The 24,570-nt window shown below is 68.6% G+C and carries 15 protein-coding genes; 5 read left to right on the top strand and 10 right to left on the bottom strand.

Going from position 1 to position 24,570, the window contains the following annotated elements; all coding sequences use genetic code 11:
* Positions 1-18: 18 nt before the first annotated feature.
* Positions 19-1,083 (bottom strand): Leu/Phe/Val dehydrogenase, encoded by a 1,065-nt coding sequence (locus AKJ08_RS00285; protein WP_050724239.1) that lies wholly within the window; start codon positions 1,081-1,083, stop codon positions 19-21.
* Positions 1,084-1,425: 342 nt separating this feature from the next.
* Between AKJ08_RS00285 and AKJ08_RS00280 the strand changes: the two genes are divergently transcribed.
* The 4 genes from AKJ08_RS00280 (at position 1,426) to AKJ08_RS00265 (ending at position 6,967) form a co-directional block, all read left to right on the top strand.
* A complete protein-coding gene (locus tag AKJ08_RS00280; protein WP_050724238.1) occupies positions 1,426-2,721 on the top strand; it encodes a phosphoribosyltransferase in 1,296 nt (431 codons plus the stop codon).
* Positions 2,722-2,967: 246 nt separating this feature from the next.
* On the top strand, positions 2,968-4,269 hold the full coding sequence (locus AKJ08_RS00275; protein WP_050724237.1) for a GAF domain-containing sensor histidine kinase: 1,302 nt from the start codon (positions 2,968-2,970) through the stop codon (positions 4,267-4,269).
* Positions 4,266-5,633 (top strand): sigma-54-dependent transcriptional regulator, encoded by a 1,368-nt coding sequence (locus AKJ08_RS00270; RefSeq protein WP_050724236.1) that lies wholly within the window; start codon positions 4,266-4,268, stop codon positions 5,631-5,633. Before AKJ08_RS00275 ends, AKJ08_RS00270 begins: the two co-directional genes overlap by 4 nt.
* A 935-nt stretch (positions 5,634-6,568) precedes the next feature.
* The gene (locus AKJ08_RS00265) at positions 6,569-6,967 is read left to right on the top strand and encodes a DNA-binding transcriptional response regulator (protein WP_050724235.1); all 399 of its coding nucleotides are present in this window, start codon (positions 6,569-6,571) and stop codon (positions 6,965-6,967) included.
* A 126-nt stretch (positions 6,968-7,093) separates the two neighbouring features.
* Here AKJ08_RS00265 and AKJ08_RS00260 read toward each other — a convergent pair whose 3' ends face one another.
* From AKJ08_RS00260 to AKJ08_RS00225, 8 genes are all read right to left on the bottom strand, one after another.
* Positions 7,094-8,596 carry an NADH-quinone oxidoreductase subunit N gene (locus tag AKJ08_RS00260; protein ID WP_050724234.1) on the bottom strand — a complete coding sequence of 501 codons (1,503 nt, stop codon included), beginning with the start codon at positions 8,594-8,596 and terminating at the stop codon, positions 7,094-7,096.
* Positions 8,597-8,628: 32 nt separating this feature from the next.
* On the bottom strand, positions 8,629-10,365 hold the full coding sequence (locus AKJ08_RS00255; RefSeq protein ID WP_082342476.1) for an NADH-quinone oxidoreductase subunit M: 1,737 nt from the start codon (positions 10,363-10,365) through the stop codon (positions 8,629-8,631).
* A gap of 12 nt (positions 10,366-10,377) precedes the next feature.
* Positions 10,378-12,411, bottom strand: a complete 2,034-nt coding sequence (nuoL, locus tag AKJ08_RS00250; protein ID WP_050724233.1) for an NADH-quinone oxidoreductase subunit L — start codon at positions 12,409-12,411, stop codon at positions 10,378-10,380.
* Positions 12,412-12,426: 15 nt separating this feature from the next.
* A complete protein-coding gene (nuoK, locus tag AKJ08_RS00245) occupies positions 12,427-12,735 on the bottom strand; it encodes an NADH-quinone oxidoreductase subunit NuoK (protein WP_050724232.1) in 309 nt (102 codons plus the stop codon).
* 2 nt (positions 12,736-12,737) lie between these two features.
* Positions 12,738-13,259 (bottom strand): NADH-quinone oxidoreductase subunit J family protein, encoded by a 522-nt coding sequence (locus tag AKJ08_RS00240; RefSeq protein WP_050724231.1) that lies wholly within the window; start codon positions 13,257-13,259, stop codon positions 12,738-12,740.
* Positions 13,256-14,590 carry an NADH-quinone oxidoreductase subunit NuoF gene (gene nuoF, locus AKJ08_RS00235; protein WP_050724230.1) on the bottom strand — a complete coding sequence of 445 codons (1,335 nt, stop codon included), beginning with the start codon at positions 14,588-14,590 and terminating at the stop codon, positions 13,256-13,258. The genes AKJ08_RS00240 and nuoF overlap by 4 nt, the downstream gene beginning before the upstream one ends.
* Complete coding sequence (locus AKJ08_RS00230) at positions 14,587-15,099, bottom strand: NADH-quinone oxidoreductase subunit NuoE family protein (RefSeq protein ID WP_050724229.1); 513 nt, start codon at positions 15,097-15,099, stop codon at positions 14,587-14,589. Before AKJ08_RS00230 ends, nuoF begins: the two co-directional genes overlap by 4 nt.
* 141 nt (positions 15,100-15,240) lie before the next feature.
* Positions 15,241-16,641, bottom strand: coding sequence for a neutral/alkaline non-lysosomal ceramidase N-terminal domain-containing protein (locus AKJ08_RS00225; RefSeq protein ID WP_050724228.1), 1,401 nt, complete (start codon positions 16,639-16,641; stop codon positions 15,241-15,243).
* 224 nt (positions 16,642-16,865) lie between these two features.
* Here AKJ08_RS00225 and purF point away from each other — a divergent pair, with 224 nt between their 5' ends.
* Complete coding sequence (gene purF / locus AKJ08_RS00220) at positions 16,866-18,266, top strand: amidophosphoribosyltransferase (protein WP_050724227.1); 1,401 nt, start codon at positions 16,866-16,868, stop codon at positions 18,264-18,266.
* Positions 18,267-18,428: 162 nt separating this feature from the next.
* Here the strand turns inward: purF and AKJ08_RS00215 are convergent, their stop codons facing one another.
* Complete coding sequence (locus AKJ08_RS00215) at positions 18,429-24,317, bottom strand: choice-of-anchor J domain-containing protein (RefSeq protein ID WP_157370367.1); 5,889 nt, start codon at positions 24,315-24,317, stop codon at positions 18,429-18,431.
* Between the last annotated feature and the right edge of the window lie 253 nt (positions 24,318-24,570).

The following is a 24,570-nucleotide window of genomic DNA, read 5'->3' as shown; positions in this document are numbered from 1 at the left end:
CGATGAGACGTGCGGGGATCAGGCGATCGCCTTGGCCTTCTTGGCGGAGGCGAGGCGCTCCTCCACGATCCGGTCGGCCACGACCTCGGGCCGCGAGCCCTCGGCCTTCGCCCGCTCGAGGATCATGTACATGGTGTCGTAGATCGCCGAGCAGAGCTCGCGGCTCTTCTTCTCGTCGTAGCCGTCGACCTCGAGGGCCACATTGATGAGGCCGCCGGCGTTCACCAGGTAGTCGGGCGCGTAGACGATGCCGCGCTTCTGGAGCTCGACGCCGTGGCGCTCCTCGAGGAGCTGGTTGTTCGCGGAGCCCACGACGGCCTTGCAGCGGAGCATCGGCAGCGTCTGGTCGTTGATCGAGCCGCCCAGCGCGCAGGGAGCGAAGACGTCGACGTCGAGGCCGGGGAGGTCGGAGGTCGGCACGGCCTTCGCGCCGAGCTCGTCCTGGGCGCGGCGGACGGACTCGTCGTTGATGTCCGCGACCCAGAGCTCGGCACCCTGCTCCTTGAGCAGGCGGGCGAGCGGGAAGCCCACGTGGCCGACGCCGAGGATCGAGACCTTCAGCCCCTCGAGGTCGCTGCGGCCGAGGGAGAACTTCGCCACGGCCTGGATGCCGCGGAGCACGCCGAACGCCGTGAACGGCGAGGGGTCACCAGAGCCCCCGCGGGACTTGGCGAGACCCACCACGTGGGACGTCCCGCGGCGGATGCTGTCCATGTCCTCGGTCGAGGTGCCGCTGTCCTCGGCGGTGATGTAGCGGCCGCCGATCGACTCGATCGCGCGACCGAACGCGGTGAAGAGCGCGGCGCGGTCGAAGGGGGTCTTCGGCAGCATGATCACGGACTTGCCGCCACCGAGCGGGAGCCCGGCGAGGGCGGCCTTGTAGGTCATGCCGCGGGCGAGGCGGAGCGCGTCGACGAGAGCGGCCTCCTCGTTCGCGTAGGTGGAGAGGGCGCGCGCGCCGCCGAGGGCGGGACCGAAGGTCGTGTCGTGGATCGCGATGATCGCGCGGAGGCCGGTCTCGGCATCGTGGAAGAAGTGAACGGCCTCGTACGCCTTGTCCGACATCGCCTTGAAGAGCTCCATCGCCGCCTCTTTCGCATTCCGCGCCCAATGGGCCGCGGGTTTTTGCGGGCGGGTATAGGACTGCCCCGGCAGCGTGTCAAATCGCGTCGCGTCAATGCGGCGCGGGCGCGCGGCGGAGGATCGGGCGCCCGTCGGAAGCGCCCGCCGATCAGCCCCGCCGCGCAGGCCAATGCGTCTTGCACGGGGTCCGGGAGTCGACTACAAACAGCTTCCTGCTCAAATGGCCGTTTGGCCTGCACGGCGAGGTGGATGTTGCGTCGAGATGCAACCCGAAGCACGAAGGCTCGTGGTGCTCCCGAAAACGCCGCACGAGGCGCTGCCCGGAAGGCGGGAAAGGCCGGCGTGGAGAAGAGCTCGATCGCTCGGGCAGCGGCTTCCGTGAAGAAGCCCGCTGCAACCGCTGCGAAGAAGGCTGCGGCGAAGCCGGCTGCTGCCAAGGCCGCCACGAAGAAGCCTGCGATCAAGCCCGCTGCTGCCAAGGCCGCCGTGAAGAAGGCTGCGGCAATGCCCGCCGCTGCCAAGGCCGCCGTGAAGAAGCCTGCGGCAAAGCCCGCCGCTGCAAAGGGCGCCGTGAAGAAGCCTGCGGCCAAGTCCGCCGCTGCCAAGGCCACCGTGAAGAAGGCTGCGGCAAAGCCCGCCGCTGCAAAGGGCGCAGCGAAGAAGCCTGCCGCCAAGCCCGCCGCCGCGAAGAAGCCTGCCGCCAAGGCCGCCGCGAAGAAGCCTGCGGCCAAGGGCGCCGCGAAGAAGCCTGCGACCAGGCCCGCCGCTGCCAAGGCCGCCTCGAAGAAGCCTGCGACCAGGCCCGCCGCTGCCAAGGCCGCTGCGAAGAACCCTGCGACCAAGCCCGTCACTGCCAAGACCGCCGCCAAGAAGCCTGCGGCAAAGGTCGCCGCTTCCAAGGGCGCGTCGAACAAGCCCGCGCTCCAGAAGAAGCGAAGCGTGCCTTCGAAGGCGCCCGCCACGAAGACCTCGCGCGCCCCCGTCTCCAAGAGGCGGAAGGACGTGCTCGGCGAAGAGGCCGACGGGCACCTCGCTCCCGAGACGGGAACGCCGATTCGGGCGTTGGATCGACCGCGCGCGTCGTCGAACGGCCCCGCCCGCACCGCCCGCGATCGCTCGCAGGGTGGGCAGCACGGCCTTCGCGAGCTCGATTGGCCGGCCATCGCTACCTCGGGCCGCGCCATCGCATCGAAGGTGAAGCGCGTCTGGGATCCGGAGATCGTCGTCGGCGTCGCCAAGGGCGGCGTCTTCGCGGGACAGGAGATCTCGTCGGCGCTCGGACTTCCCTTCTTCCCGGTCCGGGTCCACCGCCGGAGCCGCGACTCCGGCACGGGCGTCGAGGCCGCCGCGACGATGCCGGGCGAGCTCCGTGGGCACCGCGTGCTGGTGGTGGACGACATCGCCGGGACGGGCGTCACCCTCGAGGCGGCCCGCGAGGCAGCGCTCGAGGCCGGAGCCGTCGAGGTCCGCACGGCGACGCTGGCGATGCGCAAGGGAGGCTATCGGCCGGACTTCCACGACTTCGAGACCAGTGACCTCGTCATCTTCGCGTGGGATTACAACCCGTCCCCGGGCGCCGTGGGCGGCCTGGATGACGACGACGCCTCGGACGAGGAGCTGGCCGGCGTCGGCATCTGATCGCCTCGGCGCCGGACGATCCGGCGCTCTCTCGCCTGCCCTGCGATCGGACGGCTCTGCTTGTGTGGCGCCGCTGGCGCCCGCCCTCGCGCGGCTCTTCTTTTCGTCTGCTCGGCCTTCGGCTCCGCGAGCGCTCGTGATTTCGTCACGAGCTCTTGCGCGAAATACCCCGGCCGCCGGCGCGCTTGATCGAGGGTATCCTCGGCGAAACGCCGCGGACGCCCGCTCGAAGCGCGTGAGAGAGCCATGAAGCCCACCACGACCCCATCTGGCCCGACAAGCGAGCTGGAGCAGCTCCTCGCGGGCGCGACCCGACGGGCGGACGAGCTCACGCTCATGCTCGAGGTGGGGCGCGCGATCACCGGCTCCCTCGAGCTCGAGGAGATCCTCGACGTCTCCGCGGAGAGCCTCGCGCGGATGGTGGACGCATCGAACTCCTTCATCCTGCTCGTCGACGACGACTCAAAGGAGCTCCGCGGGGTCGGCTGCTCCAACCCCACCTGGCGCGAGATGTTCCGCGGCGTGCGCATCCCGCTCGCGGGCCGCACGCTGGCGGCGAAGGCGGTGCGTGCGCTACAGCCGATCGTGGTGGAGGACGTCTCCCTCACCGAGCACGCGCACGGCGTCCGGACGAAGCTCTTCGGCGAGAAGAGCCTCCTCGCCGTTCCGCTGGTGGTCCGTAACTCCGCCATCGGCTGCATCATCGTCGACGACGTCCGCAACCCTCGGGCCTGGGGAGCGGCCGAGATCGAGCGCGTGACGCTGATCGCCCACCAGATCGCGGTGGCGATCGCGAATGCCCGGCTCTACGACGACCTCCGCACCAGCTACGCGGAGCTGCGCCGAACGCAAGAGGAGCTGGTCGAGCGCGAGCGCCTGGCCGCGCTGGGGGAGCTCGCGGCAATGGTGGCGCACGAGGTCCGCAATCCGCTGGGCGTGATCTTCAACTCGCTGGGATCCCTCGGGCGCCTCCTCCGCCCGGAGGGCGACGCCAAGGTGCTCCTCGACATCGTCGGGGAGGAGGCCGAGAGGCTCGACCGGATCGTCCGCGAGCTCCTCGAGTTCGCGCGGCCGCGCGTTCCCTCGATGCAGCTCGAGCCCCTGGGGCCCTTGATCGAGGAGGCCCTCCGTGTCTCCGCGAGCCACCCCGGAACCTCCGCCGCTCGGGTGGAGACCACGCTCGACCTTCCGCCCTCGCTCCCGCTCGTCCCCCTCGACAAGGGAATGATGCGCCAGGCGCTGCTCAACCTCTTCCTCAACGGGATCCAGTCGATGCCCAAGGGCGGCAGACTGCAGGTGCGGGTCGAACAGGCGGAGGGATCGCGAATCCGAATCGAAGTCCGCGATCAGGGAGGCGGGATCGCGCCCGAGTTCGCCGAGCGGATCTTCCAGCCGTTCTTCACCACGAAGGCCACGGGCACCGGCCTCGGTCTCGCCGTGGTCAAGCGGGTGCTCGACGACCATCGCGGCACGATCACGTTCGAGAGCCGGCAGGGAGAGGGGAGCACCTTCAACGTGTTCCTACCCTTCGAGGAGACAGCTAGATGAGTCACGAGCGCCCGCCCGGCTCCGCTCGAATCCTGGTCGTCGACGACCAGAAGAACATGCGCGCCACCACTGCGATCGTCCTTCGTCAGGACGGGTACGTGGTCGAGGAATCGGAGGGTGGCGAGGAAGCCCTCCGGGCGATCGATCGGGGCGCGTTCGACCTGGTCCTCACCGACCTGCGGATGGAGCCCCTCGACGGCCTCGCGATGTTGCGGCGGGTGCAAGAGGTCAGCCCCGCGACCCAGGTGGTCGTGATGACCGCGTACGGCACGATCGAGACCGCGGTCGAAGCGATGCGGCTCGGCGCCGCCGACTACCTGAGCAAGCCCTTCAAGGAGAGCGAGCTCCTCGTCCGGGTGGGCAAGGCGCTCGAGAAGCAGCGTCTCCTGCGGGAGGTCACCGCCCTCGCCGGCGAGTTCCGCGAGAGGTACGGCCTCGAGAGCATCGTGGGCCAGAGCGCGCCGCTGCGCGAGATGCTGGCCCGCATCGTCCGGGTGGCGCCCACCGAGACGACGGTGCTGATCACGGGCGAGTCCGGCACCGGAAAGGAGCTCGTCGCCCGCGCGATCCACGCAGCGAGCGGCAGGGCGAAGCGCAGCTTCGTGGCGGTCAACTGCGCCGCGCTCACCGCATCCCTGCTCGAGAGCGAGCTCTTCGGCCACGCCAAGGGCGCGTTCACCGGCGCCGTCAGCGCCCGGCGCGGCCTCTACGAGGAAGCGGAGGGTGGCACCCTCATGCTCGACGAGATCGGTGAGACCGACGTCAACTTCCAGGCGAAGCTGCTCCGAGCGCTCCAGGAGCGGGAGATCCGCCGCGTCGGCGAGTCGCGGCCGGTCAAGGTCGACGTCCGGGTCGTGGCCGCTACGAACCAGGATCTGCGCCTGGCCATCTCCGAGAAGCGCTTCCGCGAGGACCTCTTCTACCGGCTCAACGTGGTGCCGATCCGGGTCCCGCCACTTCGGGAGCGCCTCTCGGACGTCCCCCTCCTCGCAGCCCACTTCCTCGCCAAGTTCAACCGGAGGAACGGCGCCACCAAGGAGCTCGGCGAGAGCGCGATCGAGCGGCTGCTCTCCCACGACTTCCCGGGGAACGTCCGCGAGCTCGAAAACCTCGTCGAGCAGGCGGCGGCGCTCTCCGCCGGAGATCGGATCGGCGCCCCCGACTTCGACATCGGGCCGGCCGGCCCCGCGCCTTCGCCCTCCTCGGACGTCATGCGCCTGTCGGACGTCGTGGATCAGGCCGAGCGGGCCGCCATCGCCGCCGCGATGGAGAGGAACCCCGGCGACCTCGCCGCTGTGGCGCGCGAGCTCGGGGTCTCCCCCACCACCCTGTGGCGGAAGTCTCGGCGACTGGGCCTCGGCTGACCCTCGTCCTCGGCTCCTACGGGCCGAGAGTGGCTCCGATCGTGCGGCGGTCGGGGCTCGCTATGGGCCCGAGTGGGACACCTCCACGAAGCGGAGGTCGAGTCGACCATCTTTCACTTCTGCAATCCGTCAATTCAGAAACGAAATCCGCGCAAGCGCCTGCAATTGTTGGATATGTTGGGAAACCAACATAGCAGGATCGCAAATCTGAAAGATAACTACGCGACGGATGGGCGTATTGGGGCGCCAAACCGCCAATCCTGGGCCTTTTCGGGATCGACGACGTTGGCACGCTGTCTGCACATGCCCCGAACGAAGTCTGGTGCCGGGCAGCAGGTTGGTCCCCCCCCTTCCGCGCCATTGGCCGCCGGACTTCATCCCTGAGCGGGCTCGGCACTCCCCCCGGTGCCGAGCCCGCTCTCTTTTTTTCTGCCTTTTTTCTGCCCGAGCTACCGCCCCTCCGATCGGCCTCCCAAACCGATCCCCAGCGGTCGCTCCGGCCCCCCTCCAGCAGCCCCCCAGGCAGGCCCTGAAGCCCCGCTCCCGGCTTCCTGGCGGCTTCCTGGCCGGATGCTTCCCGACCAGGCTCCCGACCAGGCTCCCTGCCACCTTCCCCGCGCCGAACTTCAGCGCGTCCCCTGGTGGCTCCCCCCTCCGCGTCCCCCGACGCACCCCGAGGCTCCCTCCCGAGCCTCGAGGTTGGAAGGCCCTACCTCCCGCGGGCTCTCACCCGCTCCCTCGGCCCTTCCGCCCACTACAGACGCATCAAGCGATCGGCTCCCTTCACCTCGTCCGCGAAAAATCGCATCGGGCCGCAAAAGCCCCCTGGTACGGACGATGCATTCGCCCGATCCTCGATGTCGATGTGATGCCGTCCGGCTCGCACGTAGCCCTGCCACCCGCGGGGCGGAAACGAAAAGGCCTTAGAGCTCCGCATGCTCTCGGTACTTCTGGTGGACGACGAGGCCAACTTCCGACGCGCGCTGGCGATCGCCATGCGCCTGGACGGCCATCTCGTCTTCGAGACGAGCAACACGGCAGACGCCAGGGCCGCCCTGGAGCGGGGCGCCTTCGACGCCGTGGTCATCAACCTCCTGCTGCAGGACGGAGACGCCCTCGTCCTGGCCGGATTCCTCACCGGACGCATCGCCGAGCGCCTCAGCGCCGCGCCGGGGCTCCCGTTTCCGGTCCTCTGCAGCCCCCACCCCGAGGCGCTGCGGGCTGCGCGCAAGCAGGTTCCCACCGCGCTGCAGCTCGAGAGGCCCTTCACGGCGAGCGCGCTCACCGATCTGGTGAGGAGCGCGCGGCACGCGGCTCGACTCGCCCTCTCGTAGGAGCAAAGACGAGGTCGCAATCCGCGATCCCGCTGCTCCCCGCGCGCCCGACCGCCCCAAGACAGCAAACGGGGCCGAGCTTTCGCCCGACCCCGTCGTTTTGCGCCCGATGAGGGGGTAGCGCTTCTACCCGCCCAAGACCAGCGCCGACGCGCTGGCCGCGTCGCCGATCAGCGAGGGGAGGATCCCGAGGAGGACCGTCCCGATGGCGGCGGCGGCGAGAGCGACCGCCATGGCCGGCCGCGACTCGGGGATCGGGTGCTGCACGCCCTCCTGCTCGCGCATGTACATGTAGACCACCACGCGCAGGTAGTAATAGACGCCCACCACGCTGGTCAGCACGCCGGCGACGGCGAGCCCGTAGAGCTTGGCGTCGATGGCCGCCCGGAAGATGTAGAGCTTCCCAATGAAGCCCGCGGTGGGCGGGATGCCGGCGAGCGACATCATGAAGAGCGCCATCGCCAGCGCCATCGCCGGACGACGCTTGGCGAGGCCCGCGAAGCGGTCGAGGTCCCAGGTCATCGGCCCCTCGCCGTCGAGGCGCTCGATCGCTGCGACCACCGCGAACGCGCCGACGCCGGTGAAGGTGTAGGCGGCGAGGTAGTAGAGGATCCCCTCACCCGCCACCGCGCGCACCGAGGGCACCGCCGCAGCGGCGACGCCGAGGAGCAGGTAGCCCGCGTGGGCGATCGAGGAGTAGGCGAGGAGCCGCTTCACGCTGCGCTGGGGAACGGCGAGCAGGTTGCCGACCAGCATCGTGGCCAGGGCGAGGACGCCGACCACGTTGCCCCAGCCCGTCTCGGGGCTCGCGAGGGTCTCGCCGCCGAAGCCGATGGTGAGCACGCGGACCAGCGCAGCGAAGGCCGCCGCCTTGACGCCCACCGCCATGAAGGCGGTCACCGGCGTGGGGGCGCCCTCGTAGACGTCCGGGGTCCACATGTGGAAGGGAGCCGCGGCCACCTTGAAGAGGAAGCCCACCGACACCAGGCAGAGGCCGGCGGCGAGGAGGAGGCCGCCGCCGCTCGCGTTGGCGATGTCGGCAAGAGCGGTCTTGCCGCCGGTGGCCCCGTAGACCAGCGCCGCGCCGTAGAGGTAGATCGCGGTCGAGAAGGCGCCGAGGAGGAAGTACTTGAACGCCGCCTCGGCAGGCTTCGCGCCGCGGCGCAGGAAGGCCGCGAGGGCGTAGGTCGAGACGCTCATGATCTCGATCGCCACGAAGATGAAGAGCAGGTCGGTGCCCTGCCCGAGCAGCACCATGCCGACGGCGCCGAACATCGCCAGGGCGTAGTACTCACCGCGGTTCGCGTTGCGCGCGTGGAGGAAGCTCCCCGCCACGAGCGAGGAGATCGCGAGGCCGGCGCAGACGATGAGGGCGATGAAGGCCCCGAAGTTGTCTGCCACCGCGAACGGGGCTCGGCCCGCCACGGCGACGATCGGATGCGGGTCGGCGCCGAGCATCGGCAGGGCGGTGAGCCCTGCGAGGCCCGCGACGGCCGCGGTGAACCACGCCTGGTAGCCGCGCTTGTCCGAGTCCTGGAAGACCTCGAGCATCAGCAGCACGAGGGCCCCCGCCGTGAGGACGAGCGCCGGAGCGAGCGCGAGGAGGTCGGCTGAGGAGAACTGGGGCATCGTCGTTCTTTCCGTTGCAATCGCTTCTGGTGCTACCGATTCGCTTCAGGACCGTTCGAAGGCTGTCTCGGAGCCACTTGCAGCTCGAGGGGCCGCATCGGCCTGGGAGCATTCCCGGGCTTGATGTCGAACCGCCGCGGGAGGTTGGGCGCGAGCTGCGGCTCGATCCGCGGCCTGGGCACGCCGTCCGCCGGCCGCACCGGCACCGCCGCTGCTGCGGCAGCCGCCGGGCTGGTCGAGGGGGCCGGGTCGCCGGCGAGCGCGGGGTTGGCGCGCTCGAGGTGGCCAACGAAGCGCTCCACCGACGGTCCGGCGAGCCCGAGGAACGGCGTCGGGAAGAGGCCCATCACGAAGATCAGCGCGACGAGGGGGGCGAGGATCGCCCACTCGCGCAGGGTGAGATCCCGGATCTTGCGGTTCTCGTCCCGCACCACCGGGCCCTGCCACACGCGCTGGTACATCCAGAGCATGTAGACGGCGCCGAGCACCACGCCCGTGGCGGCGATGCCGCCGAACCAGAGGCCGCCGGGCAGCTTGGAGACGAAGGTGCCGGAGAGGATGAGGAACTCACCGACGAAGCCGTTCGTACCGGGCAGGCCGATCGAGGACAGGGTGACGATCAGCCAGACCGCCGCGAACATCGGGACGATCCGGGCGATTCCGCCGTAGTCCGAGATGAGGCGGGTGTGCTGCCTCTCGTAGATCATGCCCACGAGGAGGAAGAGCGCGCCGGTGGAGATGCCGTGGTTCAGCATCTGGTAGACGGCGCCCGTGACGCCGGCAGTGGTGAAGGCCGACAGGCCCAGCATCACGAAGCCCAGGTGGGCCACCGAGGAGTAGGCGATCAGCTTCTTCATGTCCCGCTGCGCCATGCACATCAGCGAGCCGTAGACGATCCCGATCACCGAGAGCGTCACGATGAGCCAACGCAGCTCGAAGGTCGCCGACGGGAAGAAGGGGAAGGCGAAGCGGTAGAAGCCGTAGGTGCCCATCTTGAGGAGCACGCCGGCAAGGACCACCGAGCCCGGGGCCGGCGCCTGCACGTGGGCGTCGGGCAGCCAGGTGTGGACCGGGAACATCGGCACCTTCACCGCGAACGCGAGGGCGAAGGCGAGGAAGAGCCAGAACTGGACCTGGGGCGCCATCTTCAGCGCCATGAACGCGGCGTAGTCGAAGCTGCGCGCGGCGCCCTGCTCGCCCGTGAGCCAGTACATGTAGAGGATGGCGACCAGCATCAGCAGCGAGCCGACCATCGTGTACACGAAGAACTTCACCGCGGCGTAGATGCGGTTCTCGGAGCCCCACACGCCGATGATGAGGAACATCGGGATGAGCATCAGCTCCCAGAAGACGTAGAAGAGCACCATGTCGAGGGCGATGAACGCGCCCAGCATGGCCGTCTCCAGGACGAGGACCGCGACGGCGAACTCCTTCACCCGCTTGGTGATCGTGGTCTTCGCCGAGGCGATCACGATCGGCATGAGGAAGGTCGTCAGGAGGATCAGCAGCAGCGAGACCCCGTCGATCCCGACGTGGTAGCCGATCCCGGCGGACTTCACCCAGGGGACGTTCGTCTCGAGCTGGAACTGCGCGGTCGAGGCGGTGTCGAAGACGCCGAGGAGCCCGAGGCTCACGGCGAAGGTGACGATCGACGTCCAGAAGGCGATGCCGCGCCCGAGCTTACCCTCGGGCACGCAGAGCACGACCGCCGCTCCCACGAGGGGGAGGAACGTGACGATCGAGAGGAGATTGTGGAGGGCGGTACCCACGGTATCCAGCTCCTAGAAGAGGAAGACCCAGAGGATCGCGACAGCGGACACGGCCATGACCAAGGCGTAGCGCTGCACGTTTCCATCCTGGAAGTAGCGGAAGAGCTGGGCGATCCAGCCCGTAAGCACCGCGGTCCCGTTCACCGCCAGCTTGTCGATGGTGAAGCTGTCGACCACCTGCCAGAGGACGCGGGCGAGGCCGCCGAGCGGGCGAATGACGACCGCTGCGTAGAGCTCGTCCACGTAGAACTTGTTGGCGAAGGCGGCGTGGAGGCGAGGCGCCTTCTCGACGATGAGGGCGGACTTGCCCTTGCCGGGGCCGAGGTAGAGGAACCAGGCGATGCCGAAGCCCAGGAGGGCGATGGCGAGCGCGATCAGGTAGCCCGGGAGCATCGCGGCCAGGTCGTGGCCGGCGGCCGGGGGAACCGCGACGCCGAGATCCTTGGCGCCGAGCTCCATCACCCGCTGGAAGTTGCGGTTGGCAGGCTCGAACACGCCGTGGAGGAAGTGCTCGAAGCGCGCCCCGCCAGCGAGGGGGAGACCCCAGACGGCCGCGCCCACGGCGAGACCGGCGAGCACCCAGAGCGGACCCGTCATCGCCGGGCCGGACTCGTGGGCGTGGTGCTCCTTCATCTCGCGGCGCTCACCGTTGAAGGTGAGGTTGAACATGCGCCACATGTAGAAGGACGTGGAAAGCGCCGCCAGCAGGCCCAGGCCGTAGGTGACGGTCTGCACCCAGGGGTGCCAGATGTTCGGGTTCGCGTGGGCGGCGTGGAGGATCGCGTCCTTCGAGAAGAAGCCCGAGAGCGGGATCACGCCGGTGATGGCGATGGTGGAGATCCCGAAGGTGGCCCACGTGTGCCACATCTCCTTGCGGAGGCCGCCGAACTTCCGGATGTCGGTCTCGTCCTTCATGCCGTGCATGACGGAGCCGGCGCCTAGGAAGAGGCAGGCCTTGAAGAAGGCGTGGGTCACCAGGTGGAAGATCGCCGCCCACCAGGCGCCGACGCCGACGCCGATGAACATGAAGCCGAGCTGCGACACCGTGGAGTAGGCCAGGACCTTCTTGATGTCGTTCTGCGCGTAGGCCATCAGCGCCGCGAAGACGGCGGTGGCGGCGCCCACCACGGCCACGGTGGCCATGGCGCCCGGCGCGTAGACGTAGAGGAAGGAGAGCCGCGCGATCATGTAGACGCCGGCGGTCACCATCGTCGCCGCGTGGATCAGGGCCGACACCGGCGTGGGGCCGGCCATCGCGTCGGGGAGCCAGACGTAGAGCGGGATCTGCGCGCTCTTGCCGGTGGCGCCCACGAAGAGCAGCAGGCAGCCGAAGGTGAGGGCCGCGGTGATCGTCCAGCCCGAGAAGATCCCGCCCTTGAGCACGGCGGTGGGGATCAGGGTGGCGGAGGCCGCCTGGAGCTCGGCGAAGTCGATCGTGCCGAAGAGGCCGATCAGCGTGAAGATGCCGAGGAGGAAGCCGAAGTCACCGATCCGGTTGACCACGAAGGCCTTGCGGCCGGCGTACGCCTTGGTCTCGTCGGTGTACCAGAAGCCGATGAGCAGGTACGAGGCGAGACCCACACCCTCCCAGCCCACGAACATGACGAGCAGGTTCGAGCCGAGGACGAGGGTGGCCATCGCCGCGACGAAGAGGTTGAGGTAGGCGAAGTAGCGCCAGTACCCCTCGTCGTGGCTCATGTATTCGGTGGAGAAGAGGTGGATGAGGAAGCCCACCCCCGTGACCACGCAGATGAGCATCGCCGAGAGGCGATCGACGGAGAGCGCCATCTCGACGGGGATGCCGCCGATGGTGAACCAGTGCCACCAGAGCTCGGAGATCTTCGAGCTAGCGCCGTAGGAGACCTGGTAGAGCGCCAGCGCCGAGACCACGAAGGCGCCGAAGATCGCGCCCAGGGCGACGAGGTGGACGTTCCCGCGGCCCAGACGCTTGCCGAGGAGGCCGTTGACCGCCGCGCCGAGCAGGGGCAGGAGAATGATCCAGTGAAGCGCCTGGGGCAGTCCCCTGGATGGATCGAGCCATTCCATTGAGTTCGATTCCCCTTAGTACTTGAGCGCGTCGAGCTCGTCGACGTTGACGGTCTTCCGGGTGCGGAAGACGGCAATGAAGATGGCCAGGCCGATGGCCGCCTCTGCCGCTGCCACCGCGATCACGAAGAAGGCGATGGCGTGGCCCTCCATCGCGCTGTGGGCGCGGCTGAAGGCGAGGAAGGTGAGGTTGGCCGCGTTCAGCATCAGCTCCACGCCCATGAAGACGACGAGAGCGCTGCGCCGGACGAGCACCGCCGCGAGCCCCACCGAGAAGAGGGCCGAGGCGAGCACCAGGTAATGTGCGAGGGGTACGGTTGCCATCGCTAGATCTTTGCCTTGGCGACCACCACCGCGCCGACGATCGCGACCAGCAGCAGGACGGAGGTTGCCTCGAACGGGAGGATGAACGAGGTGTAGAGGAGCTTGCCGACCTCCGCCACCTGACCGAAGCCCTCGGGGAGCACGGCGGGGAGCGGAGCGCCAAAGCCCTCGAAGACCACGTACGAGAAGCACCAGAAGAGGAGCGCGACCCCGCCGCCGACGGCGGCGCCGAGGGTCAGCCTGGGCACTTCGAGCTCCGCCTCTCCGAGGTTCAGCAGCATCACCACGAAGAGGAAGAGCACCATGATCGCGCCGGCGTAGACGATGATCTGCAGCGCGGCGATCAGCTCGGCGGAGAGGAGGACGTAGAGACCGGCCAGCCCGAAGAAGGTGAGCACGAGGCTCATCGCGGCGTAGACCGGGCTACGCGCGAGGATCATCGAGAGCGCCCCCGCCACGGCGACGAACGCCAGGGGGTAGAAGAGCAGCGACTCGGAGACGAGGACACCCAGGGTCGGCGTCATGAGCGGACTCCCTCATCGGCGAGGATGCCGAAGGGATGCGGGAACGGGCAGCGGTGCTCGTTGATGTGCTGCTCGAACTCCTCGCGGAACTTGTCGACGAAGGAGTGGACGGGGAGCGCCGCCGCGTCGCCGAGGGCGCAGATCGTCGTGCCGAGGCCGATGGGCGGGTACGGCGCGATCGCGTTCACCACCGACTTCAACAGCGCGAGATCCTTGTGTTCGCCCTGCCCTTCCTCGATCTTGCGGAGGATCCGCTCCATCCACGGCGTGCCCTCACGGCACGGCGTGCACTGGCCGCAGCTCTCTTCGGCGTAGAACTTGGAGATCCGCCACAGCGCCCGGACCATGCAGGTGGAGTCGTCCATCACCACCACGGCGCCGGAGCCGGCCATGTTGTCCTTGGCCTTGAGGGCCTCGTACTCGGCGGCCACGTCGAGCTCGGTGTGGTGGAGCACGGGCGCGGAAGAGCCGCCGGGGATCACGGCCTTCACCTTGCGGCCGCCGGGGATGCCGCCGCACCACTCCTTGCCGTGGATGAGCTCGTCGAAGGTGAGCGTCATCGGGATCTCGTAGACCCCGGGCTTGTTCACGTGGCCGGAGACGCAGACGAGGCGGGTGCCGCCGGACTTGGGCGTGCCCAAGGCCGCGTACTTCTCCGCGCCCATCTTGATGATGGTGGGCACGGTGTTGATCGTCTCGACGTTGTTCACCACGGTGGGCGAGCCGAAGAGGCCCACGACCGCAGGGAACGGGGGCTTCAGCCGGGGCCAGCCCTTCTTGCCCTCGAGGCTGTTCAGGAGGGCCGTCTCCTCGCCGCAGATGTAGGCGCCCGCGCCGCGGTGCACGTAGACGTCGAGGGCCCAGCCCGAGCCGAGGACGCTCTTGCCGAAGATCCCGGCCTCGTAGCACTCGGCGATGGCCTTCTCGAGGATCTCGGCCTGCTCCAGGTACTCGCCGCGGATGTAGATGTAGCAGGTGTGGACACCCAGGGCGTAGGAGGCGATCGCGATCCCCTCCATGAGCGAGTGCGGTTCCTGCTCGATGATCAGACGGTCCTTGAAGGTACCCGGCTCGGACTCGTCGGCGTTGATGCAGAGGTACTTGGGCTTGGGCGAGTCCTTGGGCACGAAGCTCCACTTCATGCCCGTGGGGAAGCCCGCGCCGCCGCGGCCACGGAGGTTCGAAGCCTTGACGGTGTCGATGATCTCCGACGGCTGCATCTTCAGCGCCATCGGGAGGGCATCGTAGCCGCCATTCGCCTTGTAGCCCGCGAAGGACCGGTTGCCCGGCTTGGCCCAGCTCTTGGTGAGGACGCGCTCGAACTGGCTCACGACTTCTTCCCCGCCTGCTTGCGCAGGTCTTCAACGAGCTGATCGGCCTTCTTCAGCGTCATGTCCATGTGGAAGCGGGAGTCGACCTGGAGCACGGGGGCGTTGCCGCACGCTCCCAGGCACTCGAACTCGCGCAGGGTGATGAGCTGATCGCCGGTGGTCTCGCCCATGTGCACGCCGAGCTTCTGCTCGAGGTGCTGGATCAGCGTCTCGGCGCCGCGCAGCGAGCAGGAGATGTTGGTGCAGACGTCGATGACGTGCTTCCCCTTGGGCTGCTGGAAGTACATCACGTAGAAGCTCGCCACCTCGCGCACGCGCTCCGGGGTGGATTCGCACTTCTGCGCCACCTGGAGCATCGCCTCGGGCGAGAGCCAGCCGAGGATGTCCTGGGCGATGTGGAGACCGGGAAGGATCGCTGCCGCCTTCCGGCCCTCGGGGAACCGAGCGAGATGCTTGGCGATCTCCTCGTCGAACTTCTTCTGCTGCTCCGCAGTGAACGGCGCCGCCATCGTTGACACACCTTTGCCTGCAATTCGGACGGAAAAAGGCGGCCCAAGATCATCTCGGACCCATCTGTTGTCAAGCGAAACTTCCCGCCCGGCCACTTGCCCGAATCGCGGCCAAGTAGGCGTAACTGGTCGGTCTTTTCGCTACCGGCCCGGCTGCTCCGGTGAACCGCCCGGGGTCCGCGGATCATCCGGGCGATCGTTTTGCAAGTCCTCGGGATCCGGCCTTGCGAGCAGGGCCTCGGCCGCAGCGGACTGCCCTCGCGCGAGCCGCCCCGCCAGTCCGGGACCGAACCATGCATAGCGGGAGGAGAAGACCCTGTCATCCACATCGGCAGGGAGGGGCGCGTAGCCCACGTAGGCGCCGGCCAGGGAGACCGTGCGGCCCCGAAGGCCCGACGCCGAGACTCCGGACTCGCCCGCCAGTGCCGCGCCGAAGGTCGGCTCGCCGGGGACCGCCAGGAGGACGAGGTCGTCGAGGCGGAGGGCGGTGATCGGGGCCCGGGTCGGAGCGACGAGGGAGGCGGCGTTCGAGACGACGCGGCCCAGGGGCCAGGGGACCATCGAGCCGAGGTCGGGAGCAGGGAGCGCGACCTCCGCCTCCGCGCAGCCGAGCGCGACCGGGGCGTGGACTTCTAATAGAGGGACGTCGCCCAGGCGAGTGGCCAGGCCCGCGGCGAAGCGCTCGATCGGATCGTCGGCGTCGATGGGCGGGGTCCGGCCGACGGCGGCACGGGCGTCGCCCGCTGCGCCCTGGAGCAGGATGGCCACCCCACCCTCCTCCTCCACCCGGGACATGAAGGCGCCGGGCCAGTCCCCGCTCGGCCCCACGAAGCGCGAGAGGAGCGTCGGGTGGGCGGAGTAGCGCCCGACCTCGGCGATCCTTCCGCCAGCCGGGCGATCGAGGCGGACTACCGTGAGGCGATCGTCCGACGGGCTCTCCGGCCGATCGCGGTTGGAGCCCAGGCCCGCGAGGTCCTCGCCGATCCGGAGCTCGGCCGGCGCCAGCTCCGCCCTTGCTGCAGCCAGGGAGGCCGAGGCCGCGTCCAGGATCGCCCTCTCGACCTCGTCGTCGTAGCGGCCGACGCCGACCGCCTGGGGAAGCGCCTCGCGGTCGTAGCCTCCGGGCCCGGAGTGGGTGTGGGTGGCGGCGACGATTCCGCAGCCCGCCCCCTCGGCCCGAAGGCGCTCCGTGATTCCGGCGGCCAGCGACGAAGGCAGGGTCATCAGCTCCGCCGAGACGATCGCGGTCCGGAGTCCTCCGACCTCCAGGAGGAGGGAGCGGACGTAGACGGGGCGCCCGGCGTCGCGCGCCATTCGGCCGAAGGGTCTGTATCCGGCGAGGGTGGCGTCGGCGGGCAGGCGGATCTCGGCCTTCCCTGCGCCGGCCAGAAGGATCCCCGTCCGCGAGGCCGCGGAGACGATCCGGGGCGGAACCTCGTCCGCCGCGGGGCGCCAGTCCAGGGACGCGAGCCCGAAGAAGAGAGGCAGCGACAGGCCTGCGAGGAGGAGCTTCCTCCCGCGCCTCGGGGGCTTCACGGTCATCGCACGCCTGCCTTGGGGTTCCTCACGACGGGCCCTTGTACGATCGATCGGGGGACGGGGTCGATCCGATCGACCAAATCGCTCGCGTATGAAGAAATCGGCCCCGCAGAAGCGGGCCCGACTTCTTCAGCCGCGCTCCGCGCGGAAACGCTCTTCTTTTCTTCTGGTCGATTTCGATCGCGCTGGCGGAGGATTGAGGGCGGGTATAGTGTTCCCCACCGCAAATGTTCGACAAGCTCAAGGAAGAATGCGGCGTCTTCGGGATTTGGGGGCATCCCGAAGCATCGAACCTCACCTATCTGGGACTCCACGCCCTCCAGCATCGCGGACAGGAGGCAGCCGGCATCGTCTCGTCGGACGGCACCTCCCTCCACCTGCACAAGGAGCTGGGCCTGGTCACCGACGTCTTCGACGCCGGGAAGCTGGCCAAGCTGCCGGGTTCCACCGCGATCGGGCACGTCCGCTACAGCACCGCCGGCGGCCGCGGGATCAAGAACACCCAGCCCTTCGCCGTGGACTGCGGGGGCAAGCCCCTCGCCATCGCCCACAACGGCAACCTCGTCAACGCCGAGTCCGCCAGGAGGACGCTCGAGGGCCAGGGCGCGATCTTCTTCTCCTCCTCGGACACCGAGGTCGTCCTCCACCTCGTCGCGCGGCAGCCGGAGCGAGAGCTCACCGAGCGGATCCGGCTCGCCCTCGAGCAGGTGCACGGGGCGTACTCCCTCCTCTTCCTCAGCGACGACCAGCTCATCGGCGTCCGCGATCCGCGGGGCTTCCGGCCGCTGATCCTGGGCAAGCTCAAGGGCGCCTGGATCCTGGCCAGCGAGACCTGCGCCCTTGACCTCATCGAGGCCGAGTACGTGCGCGAGATCGAGCCGGGCGAGATGGTGGTCATCGACCGCAACGGCGTGAAGAGCCTTCACCCCTTCGCGCCCGCCCCCGCCGCCCGCTGCGTGTTCGAGCACGTCTACTTCGCCAGGCCCGACTCCCTCGTCTTCGGACGGAGCGTGTACGAGTCCCGCACGCGCCAGGGCGCCATCCTGGCCAAGGAGCATCCGGTCGAGGCCGATCTGGTGATCCCCTGCCCCGACTCCGGCGTCCCGGCCGCCATCGGCTACGCCGAGGCCAGCGGGATCCCCTTCGGCATGGGCATCGTCCGCAGCCACTACGTCGGACGCACCTTCATCGAGCCCACCCAGCAGATCCGCCACTTCGGCGTGAAGCTGAAGCTGAACGCCCTGCGCCGGGTCCTCGAGGGCAAGCGCGTGGTCGTCGTCGACGACTCGATCGTCCGGGGCACCACCAGCCGCAAGGTCGTGAAGATGCTCCGGGCGGCCGGCGCCAAGGAGATCCACATGCGGATCTCCAGCCCGCCCACCTCCTGGCCCTGCTACTACGGCGTCGACACCCCCACCCGCAGCGAGCTCATCTCCGCCTCGCACTCGGTGGAGGAGATCGCGAAGTACATCACCGCCGACACCCTGGGCTACCTCTCGCTCGAGGGCCTCTACGAGTCGGTCGGCAGCGACGGCAAGGGCTTCTGCGACGCCTGCTTCAGCGGCAAGTACCCGGTGTCCTTCCCCGTCGAGGAAGAGAAGCGGCTGCTGCGAGTGGTCGAGGCGTAGCGAGCCGGTCGAATCAATCGCTTGAAAATACGATGGCGCGGGTGAGAGCCCGCGCCATTCGTTTTTCCATCGCTCTTCGAGCAGCGGGAGCCCGTAGGGCTCCCGCTGCTCGGCTAAGACGCGGGGCGCTGCCGATGGTTGGCAGCGCCCCAATCCTTCAGGTCAGTCGGCTTCGACTACGACGATGTCGTCGATGTAGACGCCGGGGAACACCACCGAGCTGTCCGTCGCGAGGCCGATCCGCAGCTTGACCTGCTGGCCAGCGAAGGCGGTGAGGTCGGCTCGGACGAGGATCCACCCGGCTCCAGACTGATCGCCGCCCCACGACAACTGGCTGCTGACGGTGAACCTGGGCGAGGGAGAGGTCGTCGTGACGACCTGGTAGCTCGTGCCACCGTTGGTGCTGACCTGGAGGTTGGCTCCGTCGAACGTGGTTCCCTCGGTGAAGATCCACATGCGGAACCAGGCGACCGGGTGCAACGCGCCGGTGAGATTGATGGTCGGCGACGTCGCGCTGTTGCCGGCGTAGGTCTGGTTGTTGGAGTAATCGCCCGAGAGGTTGGTGGCGAGGCACTGGGTGCCGCCGTGCGCAGCGCGAGGGCCGACGGTCGTCGGCGTGCCGCACCGCCAGTCGTTCATGAGGGTCCAGCCGTTGCTGGCGCATGGCCCCTCGAAGTCCTGGTTGTAGTAGACCTGCGCCCCGCTCACCTCGAACTGCACGTCGAGCTCGTCCGCGAGGTCGAGGTCGTTGGGATCCTGCGCCCGCACCACGACGCTCACGGGTCCGATGTCGCCGAAGCCCGGGAGGCCCGTGAGGGTGCCGGTGACCGGATCGATGGCGAGCCAGGCGTGGTTCCAGCCGCCAACGATGCTCCAACCCGCACCCGCCGCGCCTCCGGTCTTCTCCAGCCGCTGCGTGTAGGGCACGTTCACCCAGGCGTCGGAGACCTTCACCGGGGAGATCGAAGGAGCGACGCGACTCGTCTCCAGGATCTGCACGTCGTCGACGTAGACGCCCGGATCCGAGTGGGCGGAGGTAATCCCGATGTTGTACGCGATGCGGATCACGATCGTGTCGCCTGCATAGGCCGAGAGGTTGACCGCGTACCGGCGCCAGCCGAGCTGGTCGAGCTCGCCACCCCACGACGACGTAGTGGCAGAGGACCCGGAATACGGCGGGGACACGTTGGCGGCCGCCGGGACGGTGAAGCTCGATTCAGAGGCCCTGCGGACCTGCACCTGGAAGCTGTCCCATCGCCCGCTGTGGGTGCTGACCCAGGCCCAGAAGACGAGCGTGGACGGAGCCCCAGATGCGACGACGAGGGGCGGGGACTCCGCGTAGTTCGTCGCGAAGGTGAGGCTGGAGTCCTTCGTGTAGTTGCCGGCGATCTTCGTAGCGAGGCACCGGGAGCCCGAGTGACACTCGGCCGGGCCCACGTTGCTCGGGGTCCCGTGCTCCCAATCACCCCTCAAGGTCCACCCCCCGGAGCCCACTTCGAAACCCTCGGCGTAGCTGAACCCTTCGGGGAGCTGCACCACCTCGAACTGGAACGTCCTCTCGCGGAAGTTCGACGGATTGCCCGGCTCCTCCACACGCAGGGTGAAGCTCACGACGCCCAGATCGGAGGCCGACGGGGTTCCGGAGATCCGCTTCGTGGCGGAGTCGAAGCTCAGCCACGATGCGTTCTGGCCCGGGGTCATGCTCCAGACCGCCTGGGAGGTGCCACCGGTCTTGGTGAAGGACGCCTGGTAGGGCACGTCCACGCGGCCCTGCGAGAGGGGAGTCGTGTTGATCGAGAGGGGCACATAGAGACCGTCGGTGATCACGAGATCGTCGATGTAGATCCCGGGCCCAACGCCGCTTCCGTCGGAACGGAAGCTGAACCGCAACCGGATCCTCTGGCCGTCGAAGGCCGCGAGGTCGGCAGAGAACATCTGCCAGCCCTGGGCGGAGCGGTTGCCGGTCCAGGCAGTCTGCGAGTCGATGGTCGTGTTGTAGGCAGGCGTCACGGCGTTGTGGAGTGCGTAGGTCGCGCCGCCATCCGTGCTGACCCTGAGGTTGAAGCCATCACAGCATTCTTCCGTGCTGATCCAGGTCCAGAAGGTGAGCTTCGCGCCACTCGATGCAGAGAGGTCGATCGCCGGAGATGTGGCGGTCGAGGCCGCGAAGGCAACGTCGTTGACGTAGTCGCTCGCGAGCCGAGTGGCCATGCAGTTGCTGCCGGTGCGGCAGCTCGACGGGCCTACGCTGGTCGGGGTTCCGCACTGCCATTCCCCGGTCAGGACCCAGTTCGCCGAGCAGCGGTCGAAGCTCGACGCCCACACCTGTCCGGCTTCGATCTCGACCACCTCGAAGGTGAAGTCCTTGGTGGCGCCGTTGGTCGGGTTCAGGGGCTCGGCGACGTGCACGGTCACGTTTGCGGTCCCCAGGTCGCCTGGGCCGGGCGTGCCGATGAGCCGGCCGGTGGCGGCGTCGATCTGCAGCCATGCCGGCCCGGAGACGATGGTCCAGGTCCCCCGAGAGGAGCCCGTCTTGAGGAGCCTCGTCGACCACGGGTTTCCGACGAAGGCGTCGGGGAGGACGCTGGCCGAGGTGATGCTCACTGGGTCGTTGAACTTCTCGCCGATGACGAGGTCGTCGATATAGACGCCGGCGCGATTGGTGCTGCCGTCACTGCGGAACGCGAACCGGAGCCGGATGGTCTGGCCGGCGTAGGCGCCGAGGTCCACCTTGTAGCGTTCCCAGCCCTGAGCGCTGCGATCCCCGCCCCAGGCCTGCTCGCCTCCAGCGGTTCCGTCGTAGGCTCGGCTAACGCCCGTCAGCAGGCTCCAGGTGGAACCACCGTTCGTGCTGACTTTCACGTTGAAGGCGTCCGTCGTGGTCGACTGCGTATGGACCCATGCCCAGAACGAGAGGGTAGGGTCGTCCGCGTCGATCAGATCGATCACCGGGGAGTCGGCGACGGTCGTCGCCCAGGCGAGGTTGTCACGGTAGTTGCCGGTGAGGTTTGTGCCGATGCAACCCGGCTCCGAATGGCAAGCGGACGGACCGACGACGCTCGGGGTGCCGCACTGCCAGTCGGAATTGAAGGTCCAGCCCGCAGAACAGTTGGAGAAGTCCTCGGCGAAGTGGACGCCGGGGTCCCGCGGACCGACGATCGCGAAGCTGAAGTCTGCCTCTGCGAAATTCGAGGGGAGCAGCGGCTCCTGCACGCGGACCCGGAGCTGGACCGGTCCCGAGCTCGGGTCCGGCGGCAGGCCCGTGATGGTTCCGGTGATCGGATCCATCGTGAGCCACCCGTGGTTCGTGCCGCTGACGATGCTCCACGCCGGGAGCCGCGAGCCACCACGCCTGGTGAAACCGGCCACGTAGCGGGAGCCGAAGTGGGCGTCGGGCAAGCCGCTCGCGACGATCGAAACGGGATCAAGCGCCGCCTCGGTGATTATGATGTCGTCGATGTAGACGCCGGCATCGACGTTGCTGCCGTCGCTCCGGAAGTCGAAGCGCAACCTGATGCTCTGGCCCACATAGGCGCTGAGATCGGCCTTGAATTCCTTCCAACCCAGCGAGTCTCCCGACCACGCAGCCTGGCTGTTGACGGTGGACGTGTACGCCGGCTCGACGTTGGTCAGCTGCGTGTAGTTGGTCCCGTCGGTGCTGATCTTGACGTTGAAGCCGTCGAAGCCCGACTCCGTCTTGTACCATCCCGAGAACCGAAGCCTCGGATGGCTCGCCTGCGTCAAGTTGATCGCCGGCGAGGTCGCCGTGGCCGTCCCGAAGGCCTGGTTGTTGTTGTAGTTCGAGTCCAGCCTGGTCGCCAGGAGCCTGTCGCCGGACACCGCGGCGGGCCCGACGTTCGACGGTTTCCCACACTGCCAGTCTCCCCCGAGGGTCCAGGTCGAGCAATCCGTCTCGAAGTCGGTGAAGTAGAGGAGGTTCGAGCCGAGATCCTCCACCGTCGTGGTGAAGGTCCTCTGCGCGAAGTTGGCAGGGAAATCATCGGACGTCACGCGGACGGTGACGGACACGGGACCGGCGTCGGCTGAGGAAGCCGTCCCGGAGAGCAGCCCCGTGACCGGATCGATCGAGAGCCAGCCGTTGTTCACGCCGCCGGCGATGCTCCACGTAACGGAGGAGGTCCCACCTCCGGTGCGAACGAGCTGCAGGGCCGTCGAATAGCCCGCGTACACCACCGAAGGCAATTCCCGGCCAGAGATCGCGAGCGGAACGGCGAAGGGCTCGGTGATCGTCAGATCGTCGACGTAGACGCCGGCCGCGTTGGTGCTGCTGTCCGAGCGGAACGCAAACTGCACCTGGATCGAGCCACCTGCGTACGCGCTCAGATTGACCGTGTAGGGCTGCCACCCGAGGCTCGCGTTGTAGCCGCCCCAGGCCTGCTCGGTGGTCCCCGAGGCCGTTCCACGGTAGGGAGGCGTCACCGCGGTGACCAGTGTGAAGGTCGATTCTCCCGCGCGGCGCACCTTCACGTTGAACCCGTCCCAGAACGTCGAAGACGAGGTCGAGCCTTCGGTGTCGACCCACGCCCAGAAGGTGAGGACGGGGTTCGTCGAACCGCTGAGGTCGATGGCCGGCGAGGTGGCGATGGAGGTCGCGAACGAGGCGTTGTCGGCGTAGTTCCCGGCGAGCTTCGTCGCGAAGGCGCCACTGCCGGTGCGGGCCCTACCCGGACCCGAGGTCGGCGCTCCACACTGCCACTCGCCAGCGAAGGTCCAGCCGGAGGCGGCGCAGTCCTCGAATCCCTCGGCGAGGTAGGTCGAAGCCGCCAGGCAGACAGGCCCGTCGAAGGTTCCCGCGCAAGCGCCGGCGACGCACGCGTCCCCGATCGTGCATCGATCACCGTCGTTGCAAGTGGTCCCGTTGGGGACGGTCGAGGCCGCGCACGAGCCGGCCGTATTGCAAGAGGCGCTCTGGCACTGACCGAGGCCCGCGATCGTGCACGCGGTTCCAACGGGCCGAGGCTCCGCGGCGCAGGCGCCGGCGCTGTTGCACGAAGCCACCTGGCACTGCCCGAGCCCGGCGAGGGTGCAGGACGTGCCCGCAGCGAGAGGCTGGGCGACACAGGCACCGGTGGCGTTGCAGGACGCCGCCTCACACTGTCCAATTCCGGCGAGCGTACAGGACGTGCCCGCGGTGAGAGGCTGGGCGACGCAGGCGCCGGTGGCGTTGCAGGCCGCCACCTCGCACTGCCCGACTCCAGCGAGCGTACAGGACGTGCCCAGGTCGAGAGGCTCGGCGATGCAGGCGCCGTCGACCGGATCGCAGGCGGCCACCGCACAGGCCGAGCCCATCCCGGAGCAGTCCTTCGGAATGGCGACGCATTCGCCCGCCTCGCAGGCCGCGATCTCGCAGAGGCTGCCCGCCTCGCACCCCGTGCCGTCGGCGACGGGGACCAGCGAGCAACTCGCGCTCAGCTCGTCGCAGGCGACGTCGCCGCATTCGGTGGCCGCGAGGCCGCAATCGTTGGGGAGCTTTCCGACGCACTCGCCGACCTCGTTGCAGACGTCGTCCAGGGTGCAGAAGAGGCCGTCATCGCAGGCGGTGCCGACCTCCGCCCGGACCAGAACGCAGGTATTGAGCGGCCCCTCGAACCTTCCGTCGTTGTTGCAGGCCGCCACGACGCACTGCCCGACCGCGAGCTCGGCGCAGTCGGCGTCGTCGTCGCACAGCAACGGACCACCGCCGCCGCTGCCGCCCGTGGCATCGCCGCCGGTGCCGCCCGTGGCATCACCGCCGGTGCCGCCCGTGCCATCGCCGGCGGTTCCGCCGGTGCCATCGCCTGCGGTGCCGCCGGTACCATCGCCAGCGCTGCCGCCAGTGCCACTCGGGCCGCCGGTTCCACCGGTGCCGCTGGGGCCGCCGGTGCCGCCGGTGCCGCTGGGGCCACCACTGCCTCCGGTCACCCCGCCGCCGCTTCCGCCGGGGCTCGATGAGCCTTCACTGCCACAGGCGGCAAACGCGAACGCCAGCGCGATCGCCAGCACCCAGAGTCGAATGGATTGCAACGAAACGACCGACACCAACGCTCGCATGGGCGAAGCCCTCCAGCCAGCCGGCTCGAAGCCGGAATACATGCCAATGGCCGACGAGGATAGACGGGTTTCATCCACCTGCAAGTCAAAACGTTTGATCGACGATCCACGCGAAAGCGAGAGCCCGAATTTTACCAAGTAATCACGAGGCGTTAAGAGACCGCATCGGAAAAACCCTACGTCGTGAAACATTATGACTACGCTACCAATTGATTGCATCCCACCTGCACAGTCGCACTCGGAACGGATGCGT

Origin of the sequence: Vulgatibacter incomptus (genome assembly GCF_001263175.1) — a bacterium.
Lineage (GTDB): Bacteria > Myxococcota > Myxococcia > Myxococcales > Vulgatibacteraceae > Vulgatibacter > Vulgatibacter incomptus.
Note: the sequence above shows the minus strand (reverse complement) of the source record. Positions and strands in the feature narration are given on the sequence as shown.

Coding starts and splice junctions, on each gene's coding strand:
- AKJ08_RS00265 (WP_050724235.1), top strand. CDS start 6,569: ATGCTCTCGGTACTTCTGGTGGACGACGAGGCCAACTTCCGACGCGCG.
- purF (WP_050724227.1), top strand. CDS start 16,866: ATGTTCGACAAGCTCAAGGAAGAATGCGGCGTCTTCGGGATTTGGGGG.
- nuoL (WP_050724233.1), bottom strand. CDS start 12,411: ATGGAATGGCTCGATCCATCCAGGGGACTGCCCCAGGCGCTTCACTGG.
- AKJ08_RS00285 (WP_050724239.1), bottom strand. CDS start 1,083: ATGGAGCTCTTCAAGGCGATGTCGGACAAGGCGTACGAGGCCGTTCAC.
- AKJ08_RS00260 (WP_050724234.1), bottom strand. CDS start 8,596: ATGCCCCAGTTCTCCTCAGCCGACCTCCTCGCGCTCGCTCCGGCGCTC.
- AKJ08_RS00240 (WP_050724231.1), bottom strand. CDS start 13,259: ATGACGCCGACCCTGGGTGTCCTCGTCTCCGAGTCGCTGCTCTTCTAC.
- AKJ08_RS00270 (WP_050724236.1), top strand. CDS start 4,266: ATGAGTCACGAGCGCCCGCCCGGCTCCGCTCGAATCCTGGTCGTCGAC.
- AKJ08_RS00215 (WP_157370367.1), bottom strand. CDS start 24,317: ATGCGAGCGTTGGTGTCGGTCGTTTCGTTGCAATCCATTCGACTCTGG.
- AKJ08_RS00225 (WP_050724228.1), bottom strand. CDS start 16,641: ATGACCGTGAAGCCCCCGAGGCGCGGGAGGAAGCTCCTCCTCGCAGGC.
- AKJ08_RS00275 (WP_050724237.1), top strand. CDS start 2,968: ATGAAGCCCACCACGACCCCATCTGGCCCGACAAGCGAGCTGGAGCAG.
- nuoK (WP_050724232.1), bottom strand. CDS start 12,735: ATGGCAACCGTACCCCTCGCACATTACCTGGTGCTCGCCTCGGCCCTC.
- AKJ08_RS00230 (WP_050724229.1), bottom strand. CDS start 15,099: ATGGCGGCGCCGTTCACTGCGGAGCAGCAGAAGAAGTTCGACGAGGAG.